This is a genomic window from Nonomuraea sp. NBC_00507, assembly GCF_036013525.1.
Classification (GTDB): Bacteria; Actinomycetota; Actinomycetes; order Streptosporangiales; family Streptosporangiaceae; genus Nonomuraea.
The window spans coordinates 8,773,450-8,796,378 of the sequence record NZ_CP107853.1 but is presented as its reverse complement, the minus strand read 5'-3'; the positions used below and the strand labels follow the sequence as shown (position 1 = coordinate 8,796,378).

20 protein-coding genes are annotated in these 22,929 nt (G+C 71.5%); 9 read left to right on the top strand and 11 right to left on the bottom strand.

What is annotated here, in order from left to right:
* Nucleotides 1–14 precede the first annotated feature (14 nt).
* Nucleotides 15–1,070: an aldo/keto reductase gene (locus OHA25_RS42460; RefSeq protein ID WP_327582559.1), complete on the top strand. Its 1,056-nt coding sequence runs from the start codon at nucleotides 15–17 to the stop codon at nucleotides 1,068–1,070.
* On the opposite strand, the gene OHA25_RS42455 is transcribed toward OHA25_RS42460, so the two are convergent.
* On the bottom strand, nucleotides 1,058–2,341 hold the full coding sequence (locus OHA25_RS42455; protein ID WP_327582558.1) for an ArsB/NhaD family transporter: 1,284 nt from the start codon (nucleotides 2,339–2,341) through the stop codon (nucleotides 1,058–1,060). The two genes, OHA25_RS42460 and OHA25_RS42455, sit on opposite strands and share 13 nt — an antisense overlap.
* Nucleotides 2,342–2,566: 225 nt before the next feature.
* Here OHA25_RS42455 and OHA25_RS42450 point away from each other — a divergent pair, with 225 nt between their 5' ends.
* Nucleotides 2,567–3,121 (top strand): hypothetical protein, encoded by a 555-nt coding sequence (locus tag OHA25_RS42450; RefSeq protein ID WP_327582557.1) that lies wholly within the window; start codon nucleotides 2,567–2,569, stop codon nucleotides 3,119–3,121.
* Nucleotides 3,122–3,193: 72 nt separating this feature from the next.
* On the opposite strand, the gene OHA25_RS42445 is transcribed toward OHA25_RS42450, so the two are convergent.
* From OHA25_RS42445 to OHA25_RS42430, 4 genes are all read right to left on the bottom strand, one after another.
* Entirely contained in the window at nucleotides 3,194–4,231 is a 1,038-nt protein-coding gene (locus OHA25_RS42445) for a LacI family DNA-binding transcriptional regulator (protein WP_305920359.1), read from the bottom strand.
* 118 nt (nucleotides 4,232–4,349) lie between these two features.
* A complete protein-coding gene (locus tag OHA25_RS42440) occupies nucleotides 4,350–5,861 on the bottom strand; it encodes an SLC13 family permease (RefSeq protein ID WP_327582556.1) in 1,512 nt (503 codons plus the stop codon).
* Nucleotides 5,862–5,887: 26 nt separating this feature from the next.
* A complete protein-coding gene (locus OHA25_RS42435; protein ID WP_327582555.1) occupies nucleotides 5,888–8,653 on the bottom strand; it encodes an FAD-binding and (Fe-S)-binding domain-containing protein in 2,766 nt (921 codons plus the stop codon).
* Nucleotides 8,650–9,789, bottom strand: a complete 1,140-nt coding sequence (locus tag OHA25_RS42430; protein WP_327582554.1) for a pyridoxal-phosphate-dependent aminotransferase family protein — start codon at nucleotides 9,787–9,789, stop codon at nucleotides 8,650–8,652. Before OHA25_RS42430 ends, OHA25_RS42435 begins: the two co-directional genes overlap by 4 nt.
* A gap of 91 nt (nucleotides 9,790–9,880) precedes the next feature.
* Here OHA25_RS42430 and OHA25_RS42425 point away from each other — a divergent pair, with 91 nt between their 5' ends.
* Nucleotides 9,881–10,594 (top strand): IclR family transcriptional regulator, encoded by a 714-nt coding sequence (locus tag OHA25_RS42425; RefSeq protein WP_305920355.1) that lies wholly within the window; start codon nucleotides 9,881–9,883, stop codon nucleotides 10,592–10,594.
* 35 nt (nucleotides 10,595–10,629) lie between these two features.
* Here the strand turns inward: OHA25_RS42425 and OHA25_RS42420 are convergent, their stop codons facing one another.
* The 4 genes from OHA25_RS42420 to OHA25_RS42405 form a co-directional block, all read right to left on the bottom strand.
* Entirely contained in the window at nucleotides 10,630–11,604 is a 975-nt protein-coding gene (locus OHA25_RS42420) for an aldo/keto reductase (RefSeq protein ID WP_327582553.1), read from the bottom strand.
* Between the two features lie 133 nt (nucleotides 11,605–11,737).
* Nucleotides 11,738–12,394 carry a hypothetical protein gene (locus OHA25_RS42415; RefSeq protein ID WP_327582552.1) on the bottom strand — a complete coding sequence of 219 codons (657 nt, stop codon included), beginning with the start codon at nucleotides 12,392–12,394 and terminating at the stop codon, nucleotides 11,738–11,740.
* 118 nt (nucleotides 12,395–12,512) lie between these two features.
* A complete protein-coding gene (locus tag OHA25_RS42410) occupies nucleotides 12,513–13,160 on the bottom strand; it encodes a response regulator transcription factor (protein ID WP_327582551.1) in 648 nt (215 codons plus the stop codon).
* A complete protein-coding gene (locus tag OHA25_RS42405; RefSeq protein ID WP_327582550.1) occupies nucleotides 13,148–15,214 on the bottom strand; it encodes a sensor histidine kinase in 2,067 nt (688 codons plus the stop codon). Before OHA25_RS42405 ends, OHA25_RS42410 begins: the two co-directional genes overlap by 13 nt.
* A gap of 66 nt (nucleotides 15,215–15,280) precedes the next feature.
* Here OHA25_RS42405 and OHA25_RS42400 point away from each other — a divergent pair, with 66 nt between their 5' ends.
* Complete coding sequence (locus OHA25_RS42400) at nucleotides 15,281–16,024, top strand: phytanoyl-CoA dioxygenase family protein (RefSeq protein ID WP_327582549.1); 744 nt, start codon at nucleotides 15,281–15,283, stop codon at nucleotides 16,022–16,024.
* Between the two features lie 7 nt (nucleotides 16,025–16,031).
* Complete coding sequence (locus OHA25_RS42395) at nucleotides 16,032–16,988, top strand: alpha/beta hydrolase (protein ID WP_327582548.1); 957 nt, start codon at nucleotides 16,032–16,034, stop codon at nucleotides 16,986–16,988.
* Between the two features lie 18 nt (nucleotides 16,989–17,006).
* Here OHA25_RS42395 and OHA25_RS42390 read toward each other — a convergent pair whose 3' ends face one another.
* Nucleotides 17,007–19,133, bottom strand: a complete 2,127-nt coding sequence (locus tag OHA25_RS42390) for a DEAD/DEAH box helicase (protein WP_327582547.1) — start codon at nucleotides 19,131–19,133, stop codon at nucleotides 17,007–17,009.
* Between the two features lie 42 nt (nucleotides 19,134–19,175).
* Nucleotides 19,176–19,847, bottom strand: coding sequence for a class I SAM-dependent methyltransferase (locus OHA25_RS42385; RefSeq protein ID WP_327582546.1), 672 nt, complete (start codon nucleotides 19,845–19,847; stop codon nucleotides 19,176–19,178).
* Between the two features lie 117 nt (nucleotides 19,848–19,964).
* Here OHA25_RS42385 and OHA25_RS42380 point away from each other — a divergent pair, with 117 nt between their 5' ends.
* From OHA25_RS42380 to OHA25_RS42365, 4 genes are all read left to right on the top strand, one after another.
* Complete coding sequence (locus OHA25_RS42380; protein ID WP_327582545.1) at nucleotides 19,965–20,525, top strand: TetR/AcrR family transcriptional regulator; 561 nt, start codon at nucleotides 19,965–19,967, stop codon at nucleotides 20,523–20,525.
* A gap of 119 nt (nucleotides 20,526–20,644) precedes the next feature.
* Nucleotides 20,645–21,130 (top strand): MarR family winged helix-turn-helix transcriptional regulator, encoded by a 486-nt coding sequence (locus OHA25_RS42375; RefSeq protein ID WP_327582544.1) that lies wholly within the window; start codon nucleotides 20,645–20,647, stop codon nucleotides 21,128–21,130.
* Between the two features lie 51 nt (nucleotides 21,131–21,181).
* Complete coding sequence (locus OHA25_RS42370; protein WP_327582543.1) at nucleotides 21,182–22,165, top strand: nitroreductase; 984 nt, start codon at nucleotides 21,182–21,184, stop codon at nucleotides 22,163–22,165.
* Nucleotides 22,059–22,907 carry an aldo/keto reductase gene (locus OHA25_RS42365; RefSeq protein WP_327582542.1) on the top strand — a complete coding sequence of 283 codons (849 nt, stop codon included), beginning with the start codon at nucleotides 22,059–22,061 and terminating at the stop codon, nucleotides 22,905–22,907. The genes OHA25_RS42370 and OHA25_RS42365 overlap by 107 nt, the downstream gene beginning before the upstream one ends.
* The last annotated feature ends 22 nt before the right edge of the window (nucleotides 22,908–22,929 follow it).

Below are 22,929 nucleotides of genomic sequence, written 5' to 3'. Positions count from 1 at the left end.
GACGGACTGGAATCATGGAATATCGGCAGCTGGGTGCGTCAGGGCTCAAGGTCCCGGCGTTGAGCTTCGGAGCCGGGACGTTCGGCGGCAAGGGTGAGCTGTTCGGCGCCTGGGGCACCACCGACGTGGCGCAGGCCAGGCGGCTCGTGGACATCGCACTCGACGCGGGCGTCACCATGTTCGACACCGCCGACGTCTACTCCGACGGCGCCTCCGAGGAGGTGCTCGGCCAGGCGATCAAGGGCCGGCGGGACCGCGTGCTCATCTCCACCAAAGCCGGGCTGCCCACAGGTGACGGCCCGGACGAAGCGGGCACCTCACGGCCCCGGCTGATCCAGGCGGTGGACGGCGCGCTGCGCCGCCTGGGCGCCGATCACATCGACGTGTTCCAGCTGCACGCCTTCGACGCCGCAACGCCGGTCGAGGAGGTGCTGTCCACGCTCGGCGACCTCGTCCGGGCCGGCAAGCTGCGCTACGTCGGCGTATCCAACTTCTCCGGCTGGCAGCTGATGAAGTCGCTCGCCGCCGCCGAGCGGCACGGCCACCCGCGTTACGTGGCCCACCAGGTCTACTACTCGCTGGTGGGCCGCGACTACGAGTGGGAGCTGATGCCGCTCGGCCTCGACCAGGGCGTCGGCGCGCTCGTGTGGAGCCCGCTCGGCTGGGGCCGCCTCACCGGCAGGATCCGGCGCGGCCGCCCGCTTCCCGAGGGCAGCCGACTGCACCGGACCGCCGCCTTCGGCCCGCCGGTCGACGACGAGCGGCTGTACGCGGTGGTCGACGTCCTCGACGAGATCGCCGGTGAGACCGGCAGAACCGTTCCGCAGATCGCGCTGAACTGGCTGCTCCAGCGGCCGACCGTCGCCTCCGTCATCGTCGGCGCGCGTGACGAGGAGCAACTGCGCGAAAACCTGGGCGCCTCCGGATGGAGTCTCACCGGCGAACAGGTCGCCAGGCTCGACGCCGCCAGCACCACCACGGCCGCCTACCCCTACTACCCGTACCGGACCCAGGAGGGCTTCGCCCGCCTGAACCCGCCCATCGAATCCCGCATCGGTCAGACGAGGTAGCGGAACCACAGGTACGGCGCCACCAGGCTGACGGTGACCGCCGTGACGATCAGGCCGTACTTCGTGAACTGCCAGAAACTGATCGGGGTGCCGTTGCGGGCGGCGATGCCGAGCACCACGACGTTGGCCGCGGCGCCGACCGCGGTGGCGTTGCCGCCCAGGTCGGCGCCGAAGGCCAGCGCCCACCACAACACGTCGTCGCCGCCGTTCGCCTCGACGAGCCCCTCGACGATGGGGCTCATCGTGGCGACGTACGGGATGTTGTCCACGATGGCCGACAGCACGGCCGAGGCGCCGAGCAGCCCCATCGTGGCCAGCTCCAGCCGCCCAGCGGTCGCCGCGACCGCGGCCTCGGACAGCGCGCCGATGACGCCGGTCTCGACCAGGGCGCCCACCATGACGAACAGCCCGGCGAAGAACACCAGCGTGGGCCACTCCACTTCGGCGATGGCCTGCTCGGTGCGTACCTTCGTCACCGCCACCAGCACTCCCGCGCCCAGCAGCGCCACGACCGACGGCTCGTAGTGCAGCACCGGATGCAGCACGAACGCCACCATCACCAGCGCCAGCACGGCCAGCGACTGCCATAGCAGCCGCCGGTCGGAGATCGCCTCCCGCTCGTCCAGCGACATGATCTCCTGAGCGCGGTCCGCGTCGTAACGGAACCCGCGGCCGAACATCCACCAGCACAACCCGATGAACACCGCCATCAGGACGATCACCAGCGGCGCCATGTGGATGAGGAAGTCGTTGAAGGTCAGCCCGGCACGGCTGGCGATGATGATGTTCGGTGGATCGCCGACCAGCGTGGCGGCGCCGCCGATGTTGGACGCCATCGCCTCGGCGATCAGGAACGGGGCGGCCGGCAGCGCGAGCCGCTCGCACACCAGGAACGTCACCGGTGCGATCAGCAGCACTGTGGTCACGTTGTCCAGCAGCGCCGACGCGCCTGCCGTGATGAGCACCAGCAGCACCATCAATCGGAACGGCCGCCCCTTGGCGCGTTTGGCGGCCCAGATGGCCAGGTATTCGAAGACGCCGGTCTCCTTCAGCACGCCGACGATGACCATCATGCCCAGCAGCAGGAAGATGACGTTCCAGTCGATGCCGGCGTGCTCGGAGAAGAACGCGGCCTCCGCGCCGGTGGCGTGGATCAGCAGCATGATCCCCGCGCCGCCCAGCGCGGCCGCGACCCGATGGATCTTCTCGGTGGCGATGAGCGTGTACGCGGCCAGGAATACCGCCACGCTCACCCAGGACAGCACGCTCACGGTGCGATCATCGGGATGTCGGCGAGCACGTCTCGGGTGTGCACAAAGCGTCCTTCCGGGCGAACGGGACAAAGAATCGCCGACCAGACTTCCCGGCACACCTGTCATCAACGTATCAAGGCCCGTCGAGAAAGCGTCAATGCACCGGCGACATCATGGCTGTTGAGGGAGGCGGCGGCGCGAGCGCCGGGACCATGACATCATGGCCGCCGGGGTGATGGGGCCGTGAGATTCGGGGTTCGCCAGTTCGAGCTGGCCCTGATGCAGAGGATGCGCGACCTGGAGGCCGCGAAGGTCGACGACGCGCTCAAAGACATGGGCGCCACCCGGGCCGAGCTGCGTGCCGCGCACACCCAATGGACGGCGATGGCCCACTCCGGCAGGGCGCCGAAAGGACGTTCACTGTTCCGGATGGCGCTCGGCCCGCCCGCGTACGAGGGCGTGCACCAGGTCGGCAGCCTGACCTGCGACGTGGCCCACTGGAAGTTGCCCTCCTGGCCTGAGCTGAGGTTCGAGGTCCTGCTCGGCCCCGGAGGCGAGGTGTGGAACCAGTGGTTCGTGCGGCCGGGCGGCGCCAGGCCGTTGTCGTTCGCGGATCTGGTCCCCTGGGGCTGCGTCGTCGCCGACGTCGGCGAGGCGTTCCCCGGAGCCTGCCACCTCGAGGGCTCGGCCCCGCAGCACTGGACGGTCGGCTTCACCCACGAGGGCACGCGTTACCGCGCCCGCTTCGTCTACGGCCTGTATCAGCGCCTCGACCGCGCGGACGACGACCCCGCCTGATCGGCCCGCCTGATCGGCCCGCCTGATCGGCCCGCCCGGTCGGTCCGCTGGTCCGGCCGGCCTCAGTGCCGGTCAGCGGGCCGCGTTCGCCGCCTCGCGGGAGGGGCGCAGCTGGGCGGTGGAGGAGCGTTCTACCAGCTCAGGCTGGAAGATCACGTGACGATGCTGGTGGCCGGACAGCTGGTCGGCCTCCTCCAGCACCATCAGCGCGGCGGTGTGGCCGAGCTGCTCGCGCGGCTGCCGGATCGACGACAGCGGCACCGCGGCCGCCGCCGCGAAGTCGATGTCGTCGTAGCCGAGGATCGCCACGTCATCGGGAACCCGCAGGCCGCGCAGTGTCAGCTCCTGCAGCACGCCCAGCGCGACCAGGTCGTTGCCGCAGAAGACCGCGGTGGGCCGCGCCGACCGGGGCAGGGCGGCGATCTCCTGGCCCGTCGTACGCCCGGTGGCGACGTTGAGGTCGGGCAACGGGATCACGGTCAGCTGCTCGGCCGGGGTGAGCACGCTCGCCAGCCCATCGCGGCGGTCCTCCACCTGCCGGACGGTGAACGGCCCCCCTGCGAAGGCGATGTGGCGGTGCCCCCGCTCGCGCAGGTGCAGCCCGGCCAGCCGGCCGCCGAGCACGTCGTCGACCGCCACCGCGCACCCGTGGCCGACCCGCGAGGAGTTGTCGAACAACACCACCGGGATGCCGCGGGAGACCAGCCGGTCCAGCCGTTCCTGCTGGCCGCGGTCGTTCACCGGGGTGATGAGCACGCCCAGGGGACGCTGCTCCTCCAGCATCTCCAGCAACCTGGCCTCGCGCTCGGCGTCCTTGCTGCTGTTGAACACCATCACGGTCAGGCCATCGCGCTGCGCGGCGGTCTCCACGCCGCTGAGCACGTCGATGAAGAAGGGGTTGGCCAGGTCGAGCGCCACCACGGCGATCGTCCGGCTGCGCCCCGCCCGCAACTGGCGGGCGGAGCCGTTGCGTACGTAGCCGAGCTGCGCGATCGCGGCCTGCACACGCTGCCGGGTCTCAGGCGCCACCATGTCGGGCCGGTTGAGCACATTGCTCACGGTGCCGACGGAGACCCCGGCGACCCGGGCAACCTCTTTGATGCTCGACATCGTTCCTCGTCTGGTGCGCGGAGCACGAACGACGTGCACCGGGACCAGAGTGATCATATCGCATGAGGTCCCACATGTTGTGAAACGATTTTACGCGATGTGACCAGGGGAGACGACGTCAGCCCAGCCAGCCGGGGGCGACCAGGACGGCCCAGGCCGCGAGCGGGCCCACCGCGACGATGACGGCGCCGTAGGCGAGCAGTCGGCGGTAGAACAGGTCCCGCGGCATGCCTCTGACGTTGGCCACCAGCAGCGCGCCCGTCGTGGAGAACGGGCTGACGTCCACGATGGCCGACGACACCGACAGCGCCGCGATCATCGCGACCGGTCCCAGGGCGCCCGTTCCGAGCAGCGGAACGGCCAGGGGCACCAGCGCCCCCAGGATGCCCACGGTCGAGGCGAAGGCCGACACGACGCCGCCGACGTAGCAGATCAGCAGCGCCACCAGCAGGGGGATGCCGATCGCGGCCACGGACGTGCCGACGTAGTCGACGGTGCCGATCTCCTGCAGGACGCCGACGTACGTGACGACGCCGCAGATCAGCAGCACGGTCGGCCAGGCCACCCTCTCCACGGCGCCCTTGTTGGCCTTGGGGGAGGCGAGGGAGAGGATGACGGCCACGGTGACGGCGGTGAGGCCGACGTCGAGCTTGAACACCAGCACGGCCAGGCAGAGCCCGACGATGCCGGCCAGCGTCAGCGCCTGGTGCGGCGTGAGCCGCAGCCCGCCGCCGCCGCCGGAGCCGGATTCGGGCTCAGTCGTCGTGTGGGTGCCGGGTTCGGGCTCGGCCGTCGTGTGGGTGCCGGGTTCGGCTGCGGTGCCGGGTTCGGGTGAGGGTGCGGTGGTGACCGACGTGGCCGCCGCGCCGGTGTCGGCGGTCTCGGAAGCGGTGCCGCCTGCGGGAACGCGGGCACTCCCGGTGGCGTGCGCCGCCCCGGTGGCCGAAGCCGCTGCGGAAGCCGCTGCGGAAGCCGGGGCGGCGCCGCCGGTATCGGGTGCGCCCGGCACCGCCACGGCGCCTCGCCGTACCAGGTGAGGGCCGCCGAAGATGAAGAAGACGACCAGCGCGGCGGCGGCGTTGAACGCGAAGCTCGACAGGAACAGCACCACATTGTTACTGGGCAGGTTCGCGTCGCTGGTCACGCCGTTGACGATCCCGCCCAGCACGCTGATCGGTGAGAACGCCCCCGCCTGCGTCCCGTGCGCCACCATGAGCCCGATGAGCAGCGGATGGATCTTGTAGTCGGCGGCGAATCCGAAGGCGATGGGCGCCAGGATCGCCGCCACCGCGGGAGCCGGCGCGCCCACGGCCGTGAGCAGCGCCGAGATGACGAACACCACCAGCGGGATGGCCGCGATCCGCCCGCGCACCAGATGCACGGCGGCGCGCACGAGCCAATCGACGGTCCCGTTGTTGGTGGCGATCGCGAACAGCAGCGTCACCCCGACGAGGATCACGAACAGGCTGCCGGGGAACGCGTCCAGGATGGCATCGGTCTCCATGCCTGCGGCCAGCGTCCCGACGAGGAACGCGCCGACGAGGGCCAAGGCGCCCAGGTTCACCGGGAAGAGGGTGGCCACGACGAACATGACGATCAGGGCGAGAATGGACAGGAGCTCTGCGGACAACTGCGTACTCCGTTCTCCCCCGTACGTTATGGCTGGTCGATCACCTGGTGGAGGAGCTCGACCGGGTGGCGCGCCGTGCGGCCCGCGCCGTGGGCGATCTGCTGGCGGCACGAGACCCCCGTGGCCGCGAGCAGCGTGTCGGGCGAGGACGCGGCGATCTCCGGGAAGAGCCGGAGGCCGCCGATCCTCATGGACAGGTCGTAATGCTCGCTCTCGAAGCCGAACGAGCCGGCCATGCCACAGCAGCCGGCGTCGATCTCTTCCACCTCCGCTCCGGGGATTCTGGACAGCAGCGCTCGTGTGGCGTCGGTGCCGACGACGGCCTTCTCGTGGCAGTGGCCGTGCAGGAGGATCTTCCGCCCGCGCAGCGCGTCGCCGAGCACCAGTGAGCCGTCGTCGATCGCCTCGACGAGCAGCTCGGGGACGAGCCTGGCGCGGGCCGCGACCGCCGCCACCCGGGGATCGCCGGGCAGCAGCGCGCGGTATTCGTCCTTGAGCGTCAGCAGACAGGACGGCTCCAGGCCGACGATGGGCGCCTGCGAGCCGGACAGCCGGTCGACCATCGCCCCGGCCATCGACCTGGCCCGGTCGAGCAGGCCCTTGGAGATGCTGGAACGGCCGCAACAGCCCTCGGCGGCCAGCCGTACCCGGTAGCCGGCGCGTTCCAGCAGCTCGACGGCGGCCCGCCCGATGCCGGGCTCGGTGTAGGTGGTGAAGGAGTCCGCGAGCAGGATCACCTCTCGCCCGGCTGCGGGCGGGCGGCGGCGCGCGTGCCAGCGCAGCAGGGTGTCGCGGCGGAAGCGGGGGAGCGGCCGGCGCCGGCTCAGGCCGAGCGGGCCGCGCAGGGGGCCGGCCAGCCAGTTCGACAGCGGGGCGGTGGCCGAGCCCAGGCGGTTGAGCGTCCTGATCGCGCCGAACAGCCGGGCCCGCAGGGGCACGCCGTGCTGTTGCTGGTATTGGTGCAGGAACTCGCTCTTCAGGGCCGCCATGTCGACGCCGAGCGGGCACTCCGACTGGCAGGCCTTGCACTCCAGGCACAGGTCGAGGATGCCGTGCAGCCGGTCGTCTCCCATCGCCTGCCGGGGATCGGCCGACGACAGGGCCTTGACCAGGGCGTTGGCGCGGCCCCTGGTGGAGTGCTCCTCCTCGCGGGTGGCCATGTACGACGGGCACATGACGCCCGAGTCGTCCTTGCGGCACACGCCGACGTTCATGCACCGGTCGGCTGAGGCGTGCATGCCGCCGGCGAACGCCAGCGTGGTCGGCAGCGGACGCGGCTCCGGCGCGGCCGGGTCGCGCAGGTGGTCGGTCATCGGCGGGGCGTCCACGATCTTGCCGGGATTCAGCAGCCCGCGCGGGTCGAAGACGCGCTTGATCCGCCGCATGGCCTCGTAGATCTCATCGCCGAACAACCGCCGGTTGAACTCCGAGCGGGCCAGCCCGTCGCCGTGCTCGCTGGAGTTCACGCCGCCGTGCCGGGCGGCCAGCTCGGCGATCTCCTCGGCGACCGCGCGCATTCTGCCGATCTCGCCGGGCGCGCGCAGGTCCACGAACGGGCGGATGTGCAGGCAGCCGACCGAGCAGTGGCCGTAGAACCCGGCCCGCAGCCCATGGGCGTCGAGGATGCGGGCGAACTCCTCGACGTACGGCAGCAGCCGCTCCGGCGGGACGGCCGTGTCCTCGACGAACGCCAGCGGCCTGCGGCTGCCCACGCTGGAGGCCATCAGCAGGCCGAGCCCCGCCTTGCGGACCTTCAGCACCGCCGCCTGGTCGCGCTCGGCCGTGGCTCGGAGCGTGTGGTAGCCGTGGCCGTTCGCCTTCCACGTTGCGGCCAGCTTGTCCACCCGGTCGGCCACCTCGGCCGGGGTGTCACCGAAGAACTCGACGAACAGCAGCGCCTCCGGGTCGCCCTGGAGGATGCCGCCGAGCCCCGCGTAGTCCACCCGCTGCCGGGACAGGTCGAGGATGGCCTTGTCGATGAGCTCGACCGAGGCGGCGTCGAAGGCCAGCGCGTCGGCGGTGGCGGCGATCGCGGCCGGGGTGGAGGTGAAGTGGCCGACGGCGATGGCCTTGGCCCGCGGCCGGTCCACCAGGGCCACCGTCGCCTCGGTCACCACGGCCAGCGTGCCCTCCGACCCGACGATCAGCTTGGTGAGATCCCCGTCCGCGGCCCGGTCCAGGCGGTAGCCGCCCGAGTGCCGCCAGAAACGCGGGAACCCGGTCAGATCCACCCCGCCCAGGACCTCGGCCACCGCCGCCTTCAGCCGGGCATCGGCGGCCAGCTCCGGCATGGTGGCGTCGGCGAGCACCACGCTCACTGACTCGACGTGGTCGATCGTGGAGCCGTACCGGACCGAGTGGCTGCCAGCCGAGTTGTTGCCGATCATCCCGCCGATCGTGGCCCGGTTGCTGGTCGAGGTGTCGGGCCCGAACATCAGCCCGTGCTTGCGGGCCGCCCGGTTGAGCTGGTCCTGCACGACGCCCGGCTGCACCCGCGCGGTCCTGCCGTCGATCTGGAGGATCTTGTTCATGTGCCGGGAGAAGTCGACGATCACCGCCGCGCCCACCGTCTGCCCTGCCAGGCTGGTGCCCGCCCCGCGCGGCAGCACCGGCACGTCCAGCTCGCCGCACGCCGCCACCAGCGCCTGCACGTCGCCTGCGTCCCTGGGGAAGGCGACCGCGAGCGGCTCGATGGCGTACATGCTGGCGTCGGAGGAGTAGAGGTGCCGGGTGTAGGGATCGTCCCTGACGTCGCCGCCGATGAGCGGCGACAACTTCCCCGCCAGGCTCATCCGGTCTCCTCCAGGTACGCCAGCGCCGCCCGCATCCCGCCCTCCTTGATCGGCACGCCGGCGGCGAGCAGCCCCATCTCGACCCCGCCGAGCGTGCCCGCCAGCATCAGGTCGTTGAAGTGCCCGAGGTGACCGATCCGGAACACGCGGCCGGCCAGCCGGCCGAGGCCGGTGCCGAGCGACATGTCGTACCGCTCCAGGATGAGACTCCTGACCGCGTCGGCGTCGTGCCCGTCGGGCAGCAGCACGGCCGTCAGGCTGCTGGAATACTCCCGCTCGTCGGCGCAGAGCACCTCCAGCCCCCACGCCCGCACGGCCCGCCGCGTCGCCTCGGCGTGCCGGTCGTGCCGGGCGAACACCTGCGGCAGGCCCTCCTCCTCCAGCATGATCAGCGCCTCGCGCAGCCCGTACAGCAGGTTGGTGGGCGGCGTGTACGGGAAGAAGCCCTGCCGGTTGGCGGCGATGATCGCATCCCAGTCCCAGTACGAGCGCGGCAGCCGCCCCCGGCGTGCCAGGGCCTTCGGGCCGACGGCGTTGAAGCCGAGGCCGGGCGGCAGCATGAGGCCCTTCTGCGAGCAGCCGACGGTGACGTCCACGCCCCACTCGTCGTGCCGGTACTCCATCGAGGCCAGCGACGAGATCGTGTCCACCAGCAGCAACGCCGGATGCCCGGTCGCGTCCATGGCGTCGCGGATCTCCGGGATGCGGCTGCGCGCCCCGGTCGAGGTCTCGTTGTGCACCACCATGACCGCGGCGTGGCCGGCGGTGAGGAGATCGGTGATCGCGGCGGGGTCGGCGCCGCGCCGCCAGTCGCCCGGCACCAGGTCGACGACCAGCCCCAGCCGGGCGGCCATCTCGCACCACAACGTCGAGAAGTGCCCGGTCTCCAACGCCAGCACCCGATCGCCCGGCGACAGCGTGTTGACCAGCGCCGCCTCCCACGCCCCCGTCCCCGACGACGGGTAGACGACGACGTCGTGGCGGGTGCCGAAGACCGGCTTGAGCCGGTCGTGCAGCTCGCGCGCCAGCTCGGCGAAGGCAGGGCCGCGGTGGTCGATGGTGGGACGGGCGATGGCACGCAGCACCCGGTCGGGGACGTTGGTCGGTCCTGGGATCTGCAGGAAGTGGCGGCCCACGTCGGTAACACTCCTCTGTGCCGTGTCACGGCACACCGTGCCGTGTTGCGGTTCATTAACATTAGATTTCAGCCCGCAGAGGAGTCAATGGATGCAGAACGTGATCAACGCGCTCCGGGTGCTCGAAGAGGTCGCCGTACGCCAGCCCGCCGGCGTCGGTGAGCTGGCCCGCGGGCTGGGCCTGCCCAAGAGCACCGTGCAACGCTCGCTGCGGACGCTGCACGAGGCCGGGTGGATCAGGCCCGCCGGGGGCGCGGTCACCCGCTGGCAGGTGACCAGCAAGGCGCTGCAGGTGGGGCGCCGGGCCGAGCTGGGGCTGCGGGACGTGGCGCTGCCGGTCATGGAGGAGCTGCGCCAGCGCACCGGCGAGACCATCCACCTCATGGTCCCCGAGGGGGACGCGGTCGTCCTCATCGAGCGGCTCGAGACCGACAAGCCGCTGCGCATCGTGCTGCCGCTCGGCATCAGGCTGCCGCTGCACGCCTCCGCCAACGGCAAGGCCGTGCTCGCCCACCTGGACCGGCCGCTCGACGAGCTGCCCGCCTACACCGGCACCACGATCACCGACCCTGAGCTGCTGCGCGCCGAGCTGGCCGAGGTGCGGGCCCGGGGCTACGCGGACAACCGCGGCGAGTGGCGCTCCGACATCGCCGCCGTCGCCTCCGCCGTCCTGGGCCCCGACGGGCCGGTCGCCAGCCTCAGCATCTCGACCCCGGCCAGCCGCATGCCGGACGACCGCAGACCGGAGTACGGCAAACTCGTCACGCAGGCGGCCAGGACGCTGACGGAGTCGCTGCCCTCATGACCGTGCGACTGCCGACACCGACGGCACGGTGACGATTACGCGCTGATCCCGGCCTCCTTGGCGGCCTGGTCGATGGCGGTGAGCTCGTCGTCGGTGAAGTCGAGGCGGTCCACGCAGGCCACGTTGGCCTCCAGTTGCTCGGGGCTGGAGGCGCCGACGAGCACGGAGGTGATGCGGGGGTCGCGCAGCGCCCAGGCCAGCGCCAGCTGCGCGACCGTCTGGCCGCGGGCGGCGGCGACCTCGGACAGCGCGCGCACGAACGACAGCACCTCCGGCGTCACCCGGTCGGGCGTGAGGAAACGGCCCTCGGCGGCCCGCGAGTCGTCCGGGATGCCGTTGAGGTAGCGGTCGGTGAGCAGGCCCTGGGCGAGCGGCGAGTAGACCACACAGCCCACGCCCTCCTGCTCCAGCACGCCCAGCAGCGCCTCCTCGATGCCCCGGTTGAGCAGCGAGTAGGACGGCTGATGCACCAGCAGCGGCGTGCCCAGACCGCGCAGCAGACCGGCGATCGCGGCGGTCCGCTCCGGCGAGAAGTTGGACACGCCGACGTACAGGGCGCGGCCGGTGCGGACCATGTGGTCGAGCGTGGCGGCCGTCTCCTCCAGTGGCGTGTCCTCGTCGTCCCGGTGGAGGTAGAAGATGTCCACGAAGTCGAGGCCGAGCCGTTCCAGCGACCGGTCGAGGGTGGCCAGCAGGTGCTTGCGGGAGCCGCCATAGCCGTACGGGCCGTCCCACATCGGGTTGAAGCCCTTGGTGGTCACCACCACCTCATCCCGTAGCGACGTCGGGAAGATCCGGCCGAAGGCGGCCTCGGCGGCGCCGAACGGCGGCCCGTAGCGGTCGGCGATGTCGAAGTGGGTGATGCCCAGGTCGAGCGCCTTGTGCAGGATCGCGCGCTGGGTCTCGACCGGCTTGCCCTCACCGAAGTTGTGCCACAGGCCGAGCGACACGGCGGGCAGGAGCAGTCCGCTGCGGCCGCACCGGCGGTACGGCTGGCGTTCGTAATCCAAGGAAGACCTTCCCCGATGACCGTAATGAAACGTTTTACGGGGTCACGTTACCGACCGGCGAGCTCCTTCTCCACCGGGTTCGGACTCAGCACAGTGCCCCTCGGATCGTTCGCGATCCGAGGGGCCTGGTCGGCTACTTGCTCAACAGCGTCTTGACCAGGGGGATGGCTCCCGCGATGCGGATGGCGGCGATGACCAGCGCGGTCGCTCCGATCCCCGTGATGATGGCGAGGGGGAACAGGCCTCCGGCGCCGATGCAGACGGCCGACCACCGGGGCACCGTCCTGGTCCGCCAGAGGGCGGCGGCGAGCAAGATCGTGCCGAGGAGGTAGAGCGGGAACAGGTAGGACACGATCGGCAATTGCGTGTCCAGTTTGGTGGCCAGTTCGGCGAAACCTGTCCTGTCGCCGATGCCGGCCATCATGATCAGCGGTAAATCGACCACACCGTTGACGAGCATCGCGGTCAGGCCGAGGAAAGAACAGGCCAGTCCGGTGCCGGCCAGCCACCGCGCGCGACGGGCCACCATGGCGACGGCGACGGCCGAGCCGTACAGGAACGGGAAGGCGGCCAAGGAGAGGTTGGTCGACAGCAGCATCTGCGCGTGGCCGGTGTCGATCGCCGCGTAGTCCGGGACGCTGTCGAGCCATGGGCTGGTGTACAGGGCGAGGCCGAGGGCGAGCAGTGCCGGGGCGGCGATGAGGCTGATGGCGGCCAGCACGGAGCCCATGGCTCGGTGGCTGGTCGCGGTCGCGACGTCGGCGGCGGGGATCGGGTGGTGTGCGCTCATGGCCACCACGATGGCCCTCGCCGGGGTGGTCGTTCACGGGTGGTGGCCCGCTGATCGGGTCCGGGTTTTCCCGGAGTACGGGCTCCTGGCAGGCTTGGTCGCCGGACCCGGCGGGTGTTCACTGCTGGGCGCGCAGCCAGGTCAGGACGGCCAGGACGCGGCGGTTGTCGTCGCCGGCCGGGCCGAGGTCGAGTTTGGTGAAGATGGCGTTGACGTGTGTTTCGATGGTTTTGCGGCCGAGGAAGAGGCGTTCGGCGATGGCGCTGTTGGAGCGGCCCTCGGCCATGAGCGCGAGCACCTGCCTCTCCCGGTCGGTGAGGCGGCTCAGCGCGTTCTGTCCGGGATGGGCGCCGACCAGGGCGGCGACGACGTCAGGGTCGAGCACGGTGCCGCCCTTGGCGATGCGGCGCAGCGCTTCCAGGAAGTCGTCGACGTCGATGACGCGGTCTTTCAGCAGATAGCCGAGCCCCGCGCCGTTGCGGAACAGGTCGAGCGCGCGTCCGGCGTGGACCCATTGGGAGAGCAGCAAGATCGCCAGGCCCGGCTGCTTGTCACGCAGCCGGGTGGCTGCGCGCAGCCCTTCGTCGGTGTGCGTGGGCGGCATTCTGATGTCGATGACGGCGATGTCGGGTTCATGGACGCTGACGGCTTCCACGAGCGCCTCGGCGGTGCCCACGCTGGCCATGACCTGGAAACCGGCGTTGGCGAGCAGGCCGGCGATGCCTTCGCGCAGCAGGACGCTGTCGTCGGCGATCACGACGCGCATGGCAGCTCCACCGTCAGCCGGGTGCCTGCCCCGGAGGGGCTGGTCAGGGTGAACCGGCCGCCCACGGCCGCCACCCGGTCGCTGAGCCCCTGCAGCCCGCCACCGGAGACCACGCCGGCGCCGCCCGCGCCGTCGTCGTCGACCTGCAGGACGACGCTGTCGCCGGTGCGGTGCACGCTGAGGCGCACGGTGGCGGCATCGGCGTGTTTGACGGCGTTGGCCATGGCCTCGCCTGCCACATACCAGCAGGTCGCCTCGATCGTGGGCGGGAATCGCTCGGTCGTGACGTCGAGGGTCACGGGCAGCGGCAGCCGAGCCGCGGCCGTGCGCAGCGCGACGGCCAGTCCTTCGTCGGTGAGGACCGGGGGCAGGATGCCGCGGGTGAGCTCGCGCAACTCATCGACAGTGGCGCGTAACTCCTCCACCGCCTCGCCGAGCACGGTGGCGGCGCGGTGACTGGTGGTGGTCACCTCGCGCTCGGCGATGCGCAGCCGCAGGGCGAGCGCGACCAGGCGCTGCTGGACACCGTCATGCAGGTCGCGTTCGATGCGCCGCCGCTGGGAGTCCTCGGCGGCCACGATACGGCTGCGCGAGGCCCGTACGTCGGCCAGCCGTACCGCGGCGCGGGCGTGCAGGGCGGCGTTCTCCAGCGGGAGCGCGGCGGCGGCGAGCGCGGCCTGAACCAGGCGCGGCTCCTCGGCCAGCCGCGCATCCAGATCGACCACGGCCACGGGCGAACCACCGGCCGTCACCTGCCGGCGCAGCCGCCCGGGCTGCGGGTCGCCGAGATCGGCAGGGCTGCCGTCCAGGTCGATCGACTGCCCGTCCTCGACATAGGCCACGCGCGCGGTCGGGTCGTCGACCGCCTGGCGTAAGGCGGCCAGCAGATCGGCCGGCGCTGCGGTGCCCGCGCGCAGCCGTCCCGTGAAGGCCTCCAGGGCCTGCACGGCCAGCCAGGTACGGCGATCGAAGCGCTGGTCGACGACCGCCCGCACCAGCCGCAGCGCGGGACGGAAAGCCGCCGCGACCGCGAGGGTCGCCGCCGCCACGGCAACCGAGGAACCGGCGCCCACCTGACCGGCGATCGCGCCCACGCCGACGGCCACCATCGCGTACAGCCCTAGCAGGAACGCGGAGATGGCGGTGTAGGTGACGGTGCGCCGGATCAGTCGCTGCACGTCGAACAGCTGATGGCGGCGCATGGCCACGGTGATGGCAGCGTAGAACGGCAGTGGTGCGAGGACCGCCAGGACGGTCTTGAGCGTTCCGGACGCGGCCGTGGCCGCGATCATGATCGCCACCGTGACGCCGAGCCCCCAGGCCGCCCACAGCAGCTGTGTACGTCCGGTCCCGCGGGCTCGGCGCAGGCGCACCGCCACAGCAGCGATGCCCACCAGCAGGAACAGCATGCCGAACAGGTCGGTGGCGGCCGTGACGGTCTCGGCGGCGCCTAACCGGGCAGGCAGTGCCTCGACGTGCCCTCCGACGTACAGCGCGATGATCGGCTCACCCGAGGGCCAGACGGCCATCGCGGCGGCCGCTCCTGTCGCCGCCCAGCCCGTCAGGTACAGCGCCAGCACCGGCCGCCACCGCTTCGACGGCAGGCGGCCATCGGGGAACAACAGCAGGAACAGCGGCAGCGACTCGCCGGCCACGGTGTCCACGACGAAGGCCGTGGCTGCGACCACCGGCGAGGAGGAGCCCTCCTGCGTGTGCAGGACGGCCCAGCTGTAGCCGAGGCTGTCGGCGGCCAGCAGCCATCCGCCTGCCAGCAACGCCCAGGCGGCCCGGTTGGTGGGCTTGTGATCAATGATGATCGCGCACAGGACGCTGACGCAGGAGCCGCCTGCCACGCCCACCGCCGACACCACGCCGGCGTGGCCATCGGGCAGGGCCAGCAGCAGGGCGGCGACTCCGAGCAACGCGCCCAGCACTCCGAGGATCCAGCCGGCCACGCGTAGGACGTCGGCCCGCCGGGCCTCGGTGGTCATGACCGAATGATCGCCCCTGCGCACCGGGTGCGGCAACCGGAGTTCGTGAGCCTCGGAGGACATGCCGGCCATGCTGAGTACATCGCGCCGCGGGGCATGAACCATCACACAGGCGAACGGGAGTGCGGCATGAGTGAGGCATCGATGGTGCGGTCCTACCGGGACAACGGCTATGTGCTGGTCAAAGGGTTGCTGAGCCGGGAGGAGGCGGCGGCGTACCGGGAGGAGTGTCATGCCGTCCTGGCGCGCCTACGGGGCATGGACCCCACCTGGGGCAGCGCACGCGAGCTCGCCGGCCGCCCCACCGAGTTGCGTCACTGCCACGACGCGCAGTTCTACGCGGCGGCGTTCGCCCGGCTCATGGTCGATCCGCGCTTCACCGACGTCGCGGCCGCGCTGATGGGATCGGAGAACGTGCAACTCCACCACACCAAGATCTTCGTCAAGCCGGCGGAGAAGGGCTCGCCGTTCCCGATGCACCAGGACGCCGCACATTTCCCGCACACCCGGCACACGGTCGGCGCGGCCATCTTCCACTTCGACGACGCCCCGGAGGAGAAGGGGTGCGTACGCGTGGTGCCGGGCAGCCACCGCGACGGGATGCTGCCGCACATCGAGGAGGGCGGCTGGCACCTGCCGCTGTCGCAGTGGCCGCTGGAGGCCGCCGTCCCCGTCGAGGCCGAGGCGGGGGACGTGCTGTTCCTCACGTATCTCACCGTGCACGGATCCGGGGTGAACCGGGCCGCCGAGGCCCGCACGACCCTGCTCATCCAGTTCCGCGACCCCGAGGACGCCCCGGCCGGCGACGTGCACCGCTCGCGCGGGCAGGGGATGATGTTGCGGGGGGTCGATCCGACGATGCACGGAGGGTGAGCGTCCCATGCCGAGCAGGCGGTGGTTATGGGCGGCCGTGGCCGGGATCGTGGCCGTGGCGGTCGCGGTCGTGGCCGTCGTGGTGCTGCGCGGTGGCACGGCCACGCCCGGGCGGACCGGCGGCGTGCAGGTCGTGGCGCGGGAGCAGGCCGGCGCGCGCGGGCATGATCTCAGCGTGTGGTCACCGGCGCTCGGCGCGACGACCCCCGTACGCGTGCTGACGCCCCAGGGGTGGACGCCGGGGTCCGGCCCGTGGCCGGTGCTCTATCTGCTGCACGGCTGCTGCAGCCCCAACCATCTCGTGTGGGTCGACGAGGGCGGCGCGGAGCGGCTCACGCAGGACCTACGGGCGATCGTGGTCGTGCCCGAAGGCGGGCGGGTCGGGTTCTACTCGGACTGGCTGCGCGGTCCGCAATGGGAGACCTACCACGTCAAGGAGCTCATCCCGCTGATCGAGGCCGAATTCGGGGCGGGGCCTCAGCGGGCGATCGCCGGGCTGTCGATGGGCGGGCTCGGCGCCATGGTGTACGCGGCCAGGAACCCCGGCATGTTCCGCGCGGCGGCGTCGTACTCCGGCGTCCTGGACACGACCGGCGACCGCAGCGAGACGCGTGCCCTCGTGCGCCGCAACGGCGAGGACCCCGACGCCCTCTGGGGAGACCCGGACAAGAACAGGGACGTGTGGGAGGCCTACAATCCCACCGCGCTCGTGGCCCGGCTGAAGGACGTTCAGCTCTACGTGTCCTGCGGCGACGGCCGGCCCGGCCCGCTGGATCCGCCCGGCGCGACGGCCGACTACGAGGGCGCGCTGCTGGGCCTGGCGCAGACGTTCACCGAGCGGGCCGAGCAGGCGGGCGTGCGCGTCGCCACCGACTTCTACGGGGCGGGCACCCACACCTTCCCGTACTGGGAACGCGCGCTGGAACGCTCGCTCCCGATGCTGCGGGCGGCCATCGGCGCCTGAGCGATGGTGCCTGTGGCATCAGCTTTCGGGCGTATCGGCGGGGGAGGGGGCCAGGAGGCGGCGTTGCTCCTCCTCGACCACCAGCCGGGCCAGCTCCTTCTCCGACACGTCCACGGCCTCGGCCGCGGACTCGGCCAGGTCGCTGCGCCTGGCGTAGGCGTCGAACAGCGCGGACTTGCGGTCCAGGATGGCCAGCATGCGCTGGTCGACGGAGTCCACCGTGAGCAGCCGGTGCACCTGCACCTTGCGTACCTGCCCCATCCGGTGGGCCCGTGCCACGGCCTGCGTCTCCATGCTCGGCTTGACCTGCGGCTCGCAGATGATCACCACCGAGGCGGCCTGCAGGTTGAGCCCCACGCCGCCCGCCTGCACCTGGCTGAGCAGCACCGCGTGCCCCTGAGCCGCCGAGAAGTCGTCCACCACCTGCTGCCGCCGCACCGCGCTCAGCCCGCCGGAGATCGGCCCGTGCGCCCGCCCGTCCAGCGCGGCCCCCACGGCGGTGAGCACCGCGCGGAAATAGGAGAACACCACCACCTTCAGCCCGTTGGCCGCGGCGTCCTCGACGAGTTCGAGCAGGCGCTTGAGCTTGGCCGAGGTGGCGGGCTCGGCATAGGCGGCGCGGCGCATGGCCATGAAGTTGCCCGCCGCGACCGCCTGCCGGTACGCCTCGAAGTCGGCGCCGCTGAACTCCACCCACTCATCGGCCTCCACCCGGTCGGGCAGCTCCGCGAGCACGTCCTCCTGGTTGCGCCGCAGGTAGACCGGCGCCACCGCCTTCCTGAACGCCTGCGCCCCCGCCACGACGTCGCTGGTGCGCAGGTCCGCGGCCAGGTCGGGGCGAAGGTACGAGATCAGCGCGCGGAACTCCTCCACCCGGTTCTCCATGGGCGTGCCGGTCAGGAACAACACCCGTTCGGTGCGGGCGCACCAGGCGGCGACGGCCCTGGAGCGCTTGGTCTCCGGGTTCTTGACGTAGTGGGCCTCGTCCACGACCAGCATCCCGACCTCGACCTCCGCCTCCAGCCGGTGCAGCCCGTCGAGGGTGGCCACGGCGACGCCGCCGCGGCGTGCCCAATCCTGCTGGGCCGCGAGCCGCGCCTGGCCGTGCAGCGGATAGGCCCGCAGGGTGCTGCGCGACTCGATCTCGCGCACCCAGTTGATCAGCACGCTGGTGGGGCAGACCACTAAGAAATGGGTCATGCCGAGCGCCTTGAGGTGGGCCAGCGCGGCGATGGCCTCGATCGACTTGCCCAGCCCCATCTCGTCGCCCAGGATCGCCCGGCCCTGCGCGAGCGCGAACCTGGCGCCGAACGCCTGGTAGCCGCGCAGCGACACCCGGCGGTGCGTGTCGTCGAGCGGCTGGGCGGCGACTTTGGCCGCCAGGTCGTCGGGCAGCAGGCCCTGGCCCGTGCCGACGGGCTCGCCGGCCAGCTCGGCGAGCAGGCTGAAGTATTCAGGCGAGCGGGACTCGAAGTCCGTCCACGCCTCGAAGTCCCGTGCGGCGGGACGCAGCAGATCCGTGGTGACCTGGGTGAGCAGCAGCCGGGTCGCGCGGGCGCCGGCGAGCAGCTCGTCGATCGCCGCCACCGCCTCGCGGGCGCGCCGGCGGCGCTTGGGCAGCGTGACCATCATGCGCAGCCTGCTGCGCGCCGGACGTGCCTGCGCCAGCAGCGGCGCGAGCCGCCGGTCGAGGTCGCGGGCGGCGTCGAGGGCGCGGGGCAGATCCGGGCCGACGTTCACCAGGCGCTGCAGGGCGATCACCAGGTCCGTGGTCGGCTGGTCGCGCCGCTCGACGTCGATGCGGATGCTCGCGGCCTCGGCGGCGGCCTGCTCGAGCTGCCGGGCGGCGGCGTGGATCTGCGCCGCCGTGCGCGCGCCGATCCCCGGAAGCAACTGCAGCTGATAGGGCGAGGCCTCCAGCACCTGGCGGACCGTGGTGTAGCCGGCCTTCTCCAGTGTCGCGATGCGCAGCCGGCCGTCGGTCACGTCCCGCAGCCGCGAGACCGGGATCTCGCCCAGCCCCGCCCTGGCCAGGTCGAGGCGGAGCGCGTCGAGGGCGTCCTTGGCCTGGCGGTGGACGGAGGTGTGCTCGTCGAGCAGAGCGCGCGCGTCGGCGAGAAGTCGGTCCGCGTCACGGAATTCCACCGGTCAAGAATGCCGTAGTTCACGGGCCGATGGACATCGGCGTCAGGCGAGCCGTTCCCCCTGCCCGTCCGGCCGGGTGGCTCGGACGTAATACAGCAGGTATGGCAGGTCGCCCTCGGACTCCACCACGAAGCCGGCGTCCGGGATCATGGTGCCGAGCAGGTCACGCGGGTCGTGCTGCATGGCGGGGCCGGACAGCAGGCCGACCAGGCGCCTGGCCAGGTGGTTGGCCGGCGGGCGGAACTCGCCGATGAGCAGCCGCCCGCCCGGCCGGAGCACCCGGAACATCTGCCGGATCGCCTCGGGCCGGGCGGCGGCGGGCATGTGGTGCACGGCGAGGCTGGAGACCACCAGGTCGAACGACCCATCGGGGAACGGCAGGTCCTGCCCTTGGCCGACTACGTAGGTGCAGTTGCCCGGAGCGCGTCCGGTGGCGTACTCGATCATCGCCGGGGACGGGTCCAGGCCGGTGACGTGGCCGCCGGGCGCGGCGACCCGGGCCAGGATCCGGGAGAGATAGCCGGTGCCGCAGCCGACGTCCAGGATCCGGTCACCGGCCCGCGGGCGGGCCGCGGCGGCCAGGCGGGTGAACGCGGCGCGGCGGCCGCCCACGAAGCCGATCGAGGCGAAGATCTCGTACGCCCGCGGGCGGTCGATGGTGCCGCCCTCGTCGGCGTGTTCGGCGTGGTGGTGCAGCAGCTTTCCGAGGCCCATGGCAGTGCTCCCGACATTGTCGAACGACCTGTTCGGTTATGAATGATGCGTTCATACTGGAGCTCGGTCAACGAGCAGGTCGGCCATGGTGTGCCGTACTGAACAGGAGGCGGGGAATTGTCCGGAGACCGGCGGGTCCGGCGTACCCGGCGGATGGTCCAGGAGGCGCTCGTGGCGCTGATCCTGGAGAAGGGCTATGACGCGGTGACCGTCACCGACATCATCGACCGGGCCGACGTGGGCCGGTCCACCTTCTACGCGCATTTCACCGACAAGCAGGACGTGTTGTTCAGCAACCTCGACGGGCTCGCCTTCCTCCATCCCGCGCCGGTGGACGGGCCGGGGGAGCTGTTCGCGTTCAGCCTCCCGACGTTCGAGCACGTGCACGAGCAGCGCCGGCTCGTGCGGGCGCTGATGGGACGGCGCAGCGGCGGGCTGGTGCACGCGCGCGGCGAGCAGTTGCTCGCGGCCGTCGTCAGGAAGGAGCTCCTGGCCGCGGGCGCGCGGGCGTCGGCCGCGCTCGACCTGCTGGTGGTCTGCGTGGTCGGTGCGTTCATGGGGCTGCTGCGGGCATGGGTGGACGGCGAGAGCGCCGCCTCACCCGCCGAGTTGGACGCCGCGTTCCGCGCGGCCGTCGAGCCTGGCGTACGCGCGGCCCTAAATGGACAAAACGGATAAGTTCCACGCTGGCGCACAGCACGCCCGGCATGGCGAACACCAACGCGGACCGCTTCACGATCGCATGTACTCTCACATGAAACCATATCGAATGAGAGGATACTGGGTAATATGGTCCCATGACCGCTGATGTGCCTCGCAAAACCACTGCCTCGCGTGCGACCGACCGCCCCGGGGATGCCTCGCCTTTCGCTCTCGGCTTGCTGCTGCGCCAGGCGCACTGGCGTGCGGCCACGGTGATGGCAGAGGCGCTTCGGCCGCTCGGCATCGAGTTGCGGCATTTCGCCGTGCTGATCGTGCTCGTCGACCGCGGGCCCACGGTGCAGCGGGACTTGGCGGCGGCGACGGGGTCGGACAAGGCGGGGATCATGCGGGTCGTGGACGATCTGGAGCGTAAGGGCCTGGCCGTCCGCAAGAGCGTTCCTGGGGATCGGCGGGCGCGGGCGGTGGAGATCACGCCTGAGGGCGTCGAGCTGTTCGAGGCGGCCCATGTGGCGGCGGAGCCGCTGGCTGAGCGTCTGGTCGCCGACCTGGGGCCCGGCGAGGCCGAGCTGCTGCGGGATCTGCTGACCCGGTTCGCCTATCCCGCAGGCGGCGAGGCGTAAGCGCGAGCCGCGCGCCGGTCAGGGCTTCGTCGCCGACGGGGATCGAGTCTCATGAGGTGCGGGCTCAACCGCGGCCAAATAGTATTGAATGATACTATCGCGTGTGATACCGTAGTGAATGTAACGAAAGTAGACACCTGGAGCGGACGGGAGGTAACGATCATGGAGGTCTACGAGGCGGTCACGAGCCGGCGTGCGGTGCGCGGATTCACCGACCGGCCTGTCCCGAGGGAGGTGCTGGAGCGGGTGCTGTCCGCCGCGGCCTGGTCGCCGTCCGGATCGAACCTCCAGCCCTGGCACGTCTACGTGGTGACCGGCGAGCCGCTGGCCGAGCTCAAGAAGCGCGCCGGCGAGCGCCTGGCCACGGGCGACCCCTGGGACGAGCGGGAATACGAGATGTACCCGGTCGAACTGAAGTCCCCCTACCGCGAGCGCCGATCCGCCTTCGGCCGGGAGCGCTACGGCGCGCTCGGCATCGCGCGCGATGACTGGGAGGCGCGCCAGAGGGCCGCTTCCGCGAACTGGGACTGTTTCGGCGCGCCCGCCGCCCTGTTCTGCTACATCGACCGCGACATGGGCCCGCCCCAATGGGCCGACCTCGGCATCTATCTGCAGACCGTCATGCTGCTGCTGCGCGCCGAGGGGCTGCACAGCTGCCCGCAGATGGCGTGGTCGGTCTATCGCAAGACCGTCGCGGACATCGTGCACCCCCCGGACGGCCTCGTGCTCTTCTGCGGCATGTCGATCGGGTTCGAGGACGTCACGGTCGACTACATCCGCACAGGCCGCGCGCCGCTCGAGGAGACGGTCACGTTCGTCGAGGGCTCAGTCCCTGCAACCGCCTGCGCCGAGACCGGGGCGTCTCCCGCCTGGAGCGGCTGTCGTCGCCGCCGTCTCGCAGGCACCACATCACATCACGAGGAAAGACATGACCAACCACTTCCGCCTCGGCGGCAACCTGACGATCGACCGGCTCGGCTTCGGCGCCATGCGCCTGCCCCAGGCCGGCCCGGGCGGACCCGCCCGCGACCCTGAGTCCGGCCGCGCCGTCCTGCGCCGCGCCGTCGAGCTCGGCGTCAACCACATCGACACCGCCGACTTCTACCGCAGCCAGGACGGCTCCGTCCGCGCCAACACCCTGATCCGCGAGGCCCTGTCCCCCTACCCGGAGGATCTGGTCATCGCCACCAAGGTCGGCCCGGTCTTCGGCCCCGGCGGCCCCCGCCAGGGCACCGCCGCCGACCTCCGGCCCCAGGTCGAAGCCAACCTCGAAAGCCTGGGCGTGGATCGCCTCGACCTGGTCTACCTGCGCATCGGCATGATGGAGCCCCCGCACGGCGAGTCGCTCGCCCAACGCTTCGAGGCGCTCGCCGCCCTGCGCGAGGAGGGCCTGATCCGCCACCTGGGCCTCAGCAACGTCGACGCCGGCCATCTCGCCGAGGCCCGCTCGATCGCCCCCGTCACGGCCGTCCAGAACAACTTCCACATCGCCAACCGTGACGAGACGGCCGTCCTGGACGCCTGCACCCAGGCCGGCATCGCCTTCGCGCCCTTCTTCCCCCTCGGCGGCGGCAGAGCCGACATCAACGACCCCGGCCTGGTCAAGGTCGCCGAACGGCACGGCGCCACCGCCCAGCAGATCGCCCTGGCCTGGCTGCTGGCCCTGTCCCCGCTCACCCTTGCCATCCCGGGCACCGGCTCCGCGGCTCACCTGGAGGAGAACCTGGCGGCCCGGTCGATCACCCTCACTGGGGAGGACCTCGCCGACCTCGCCTGATCCGCAAAAGAGGGCCCTCCCA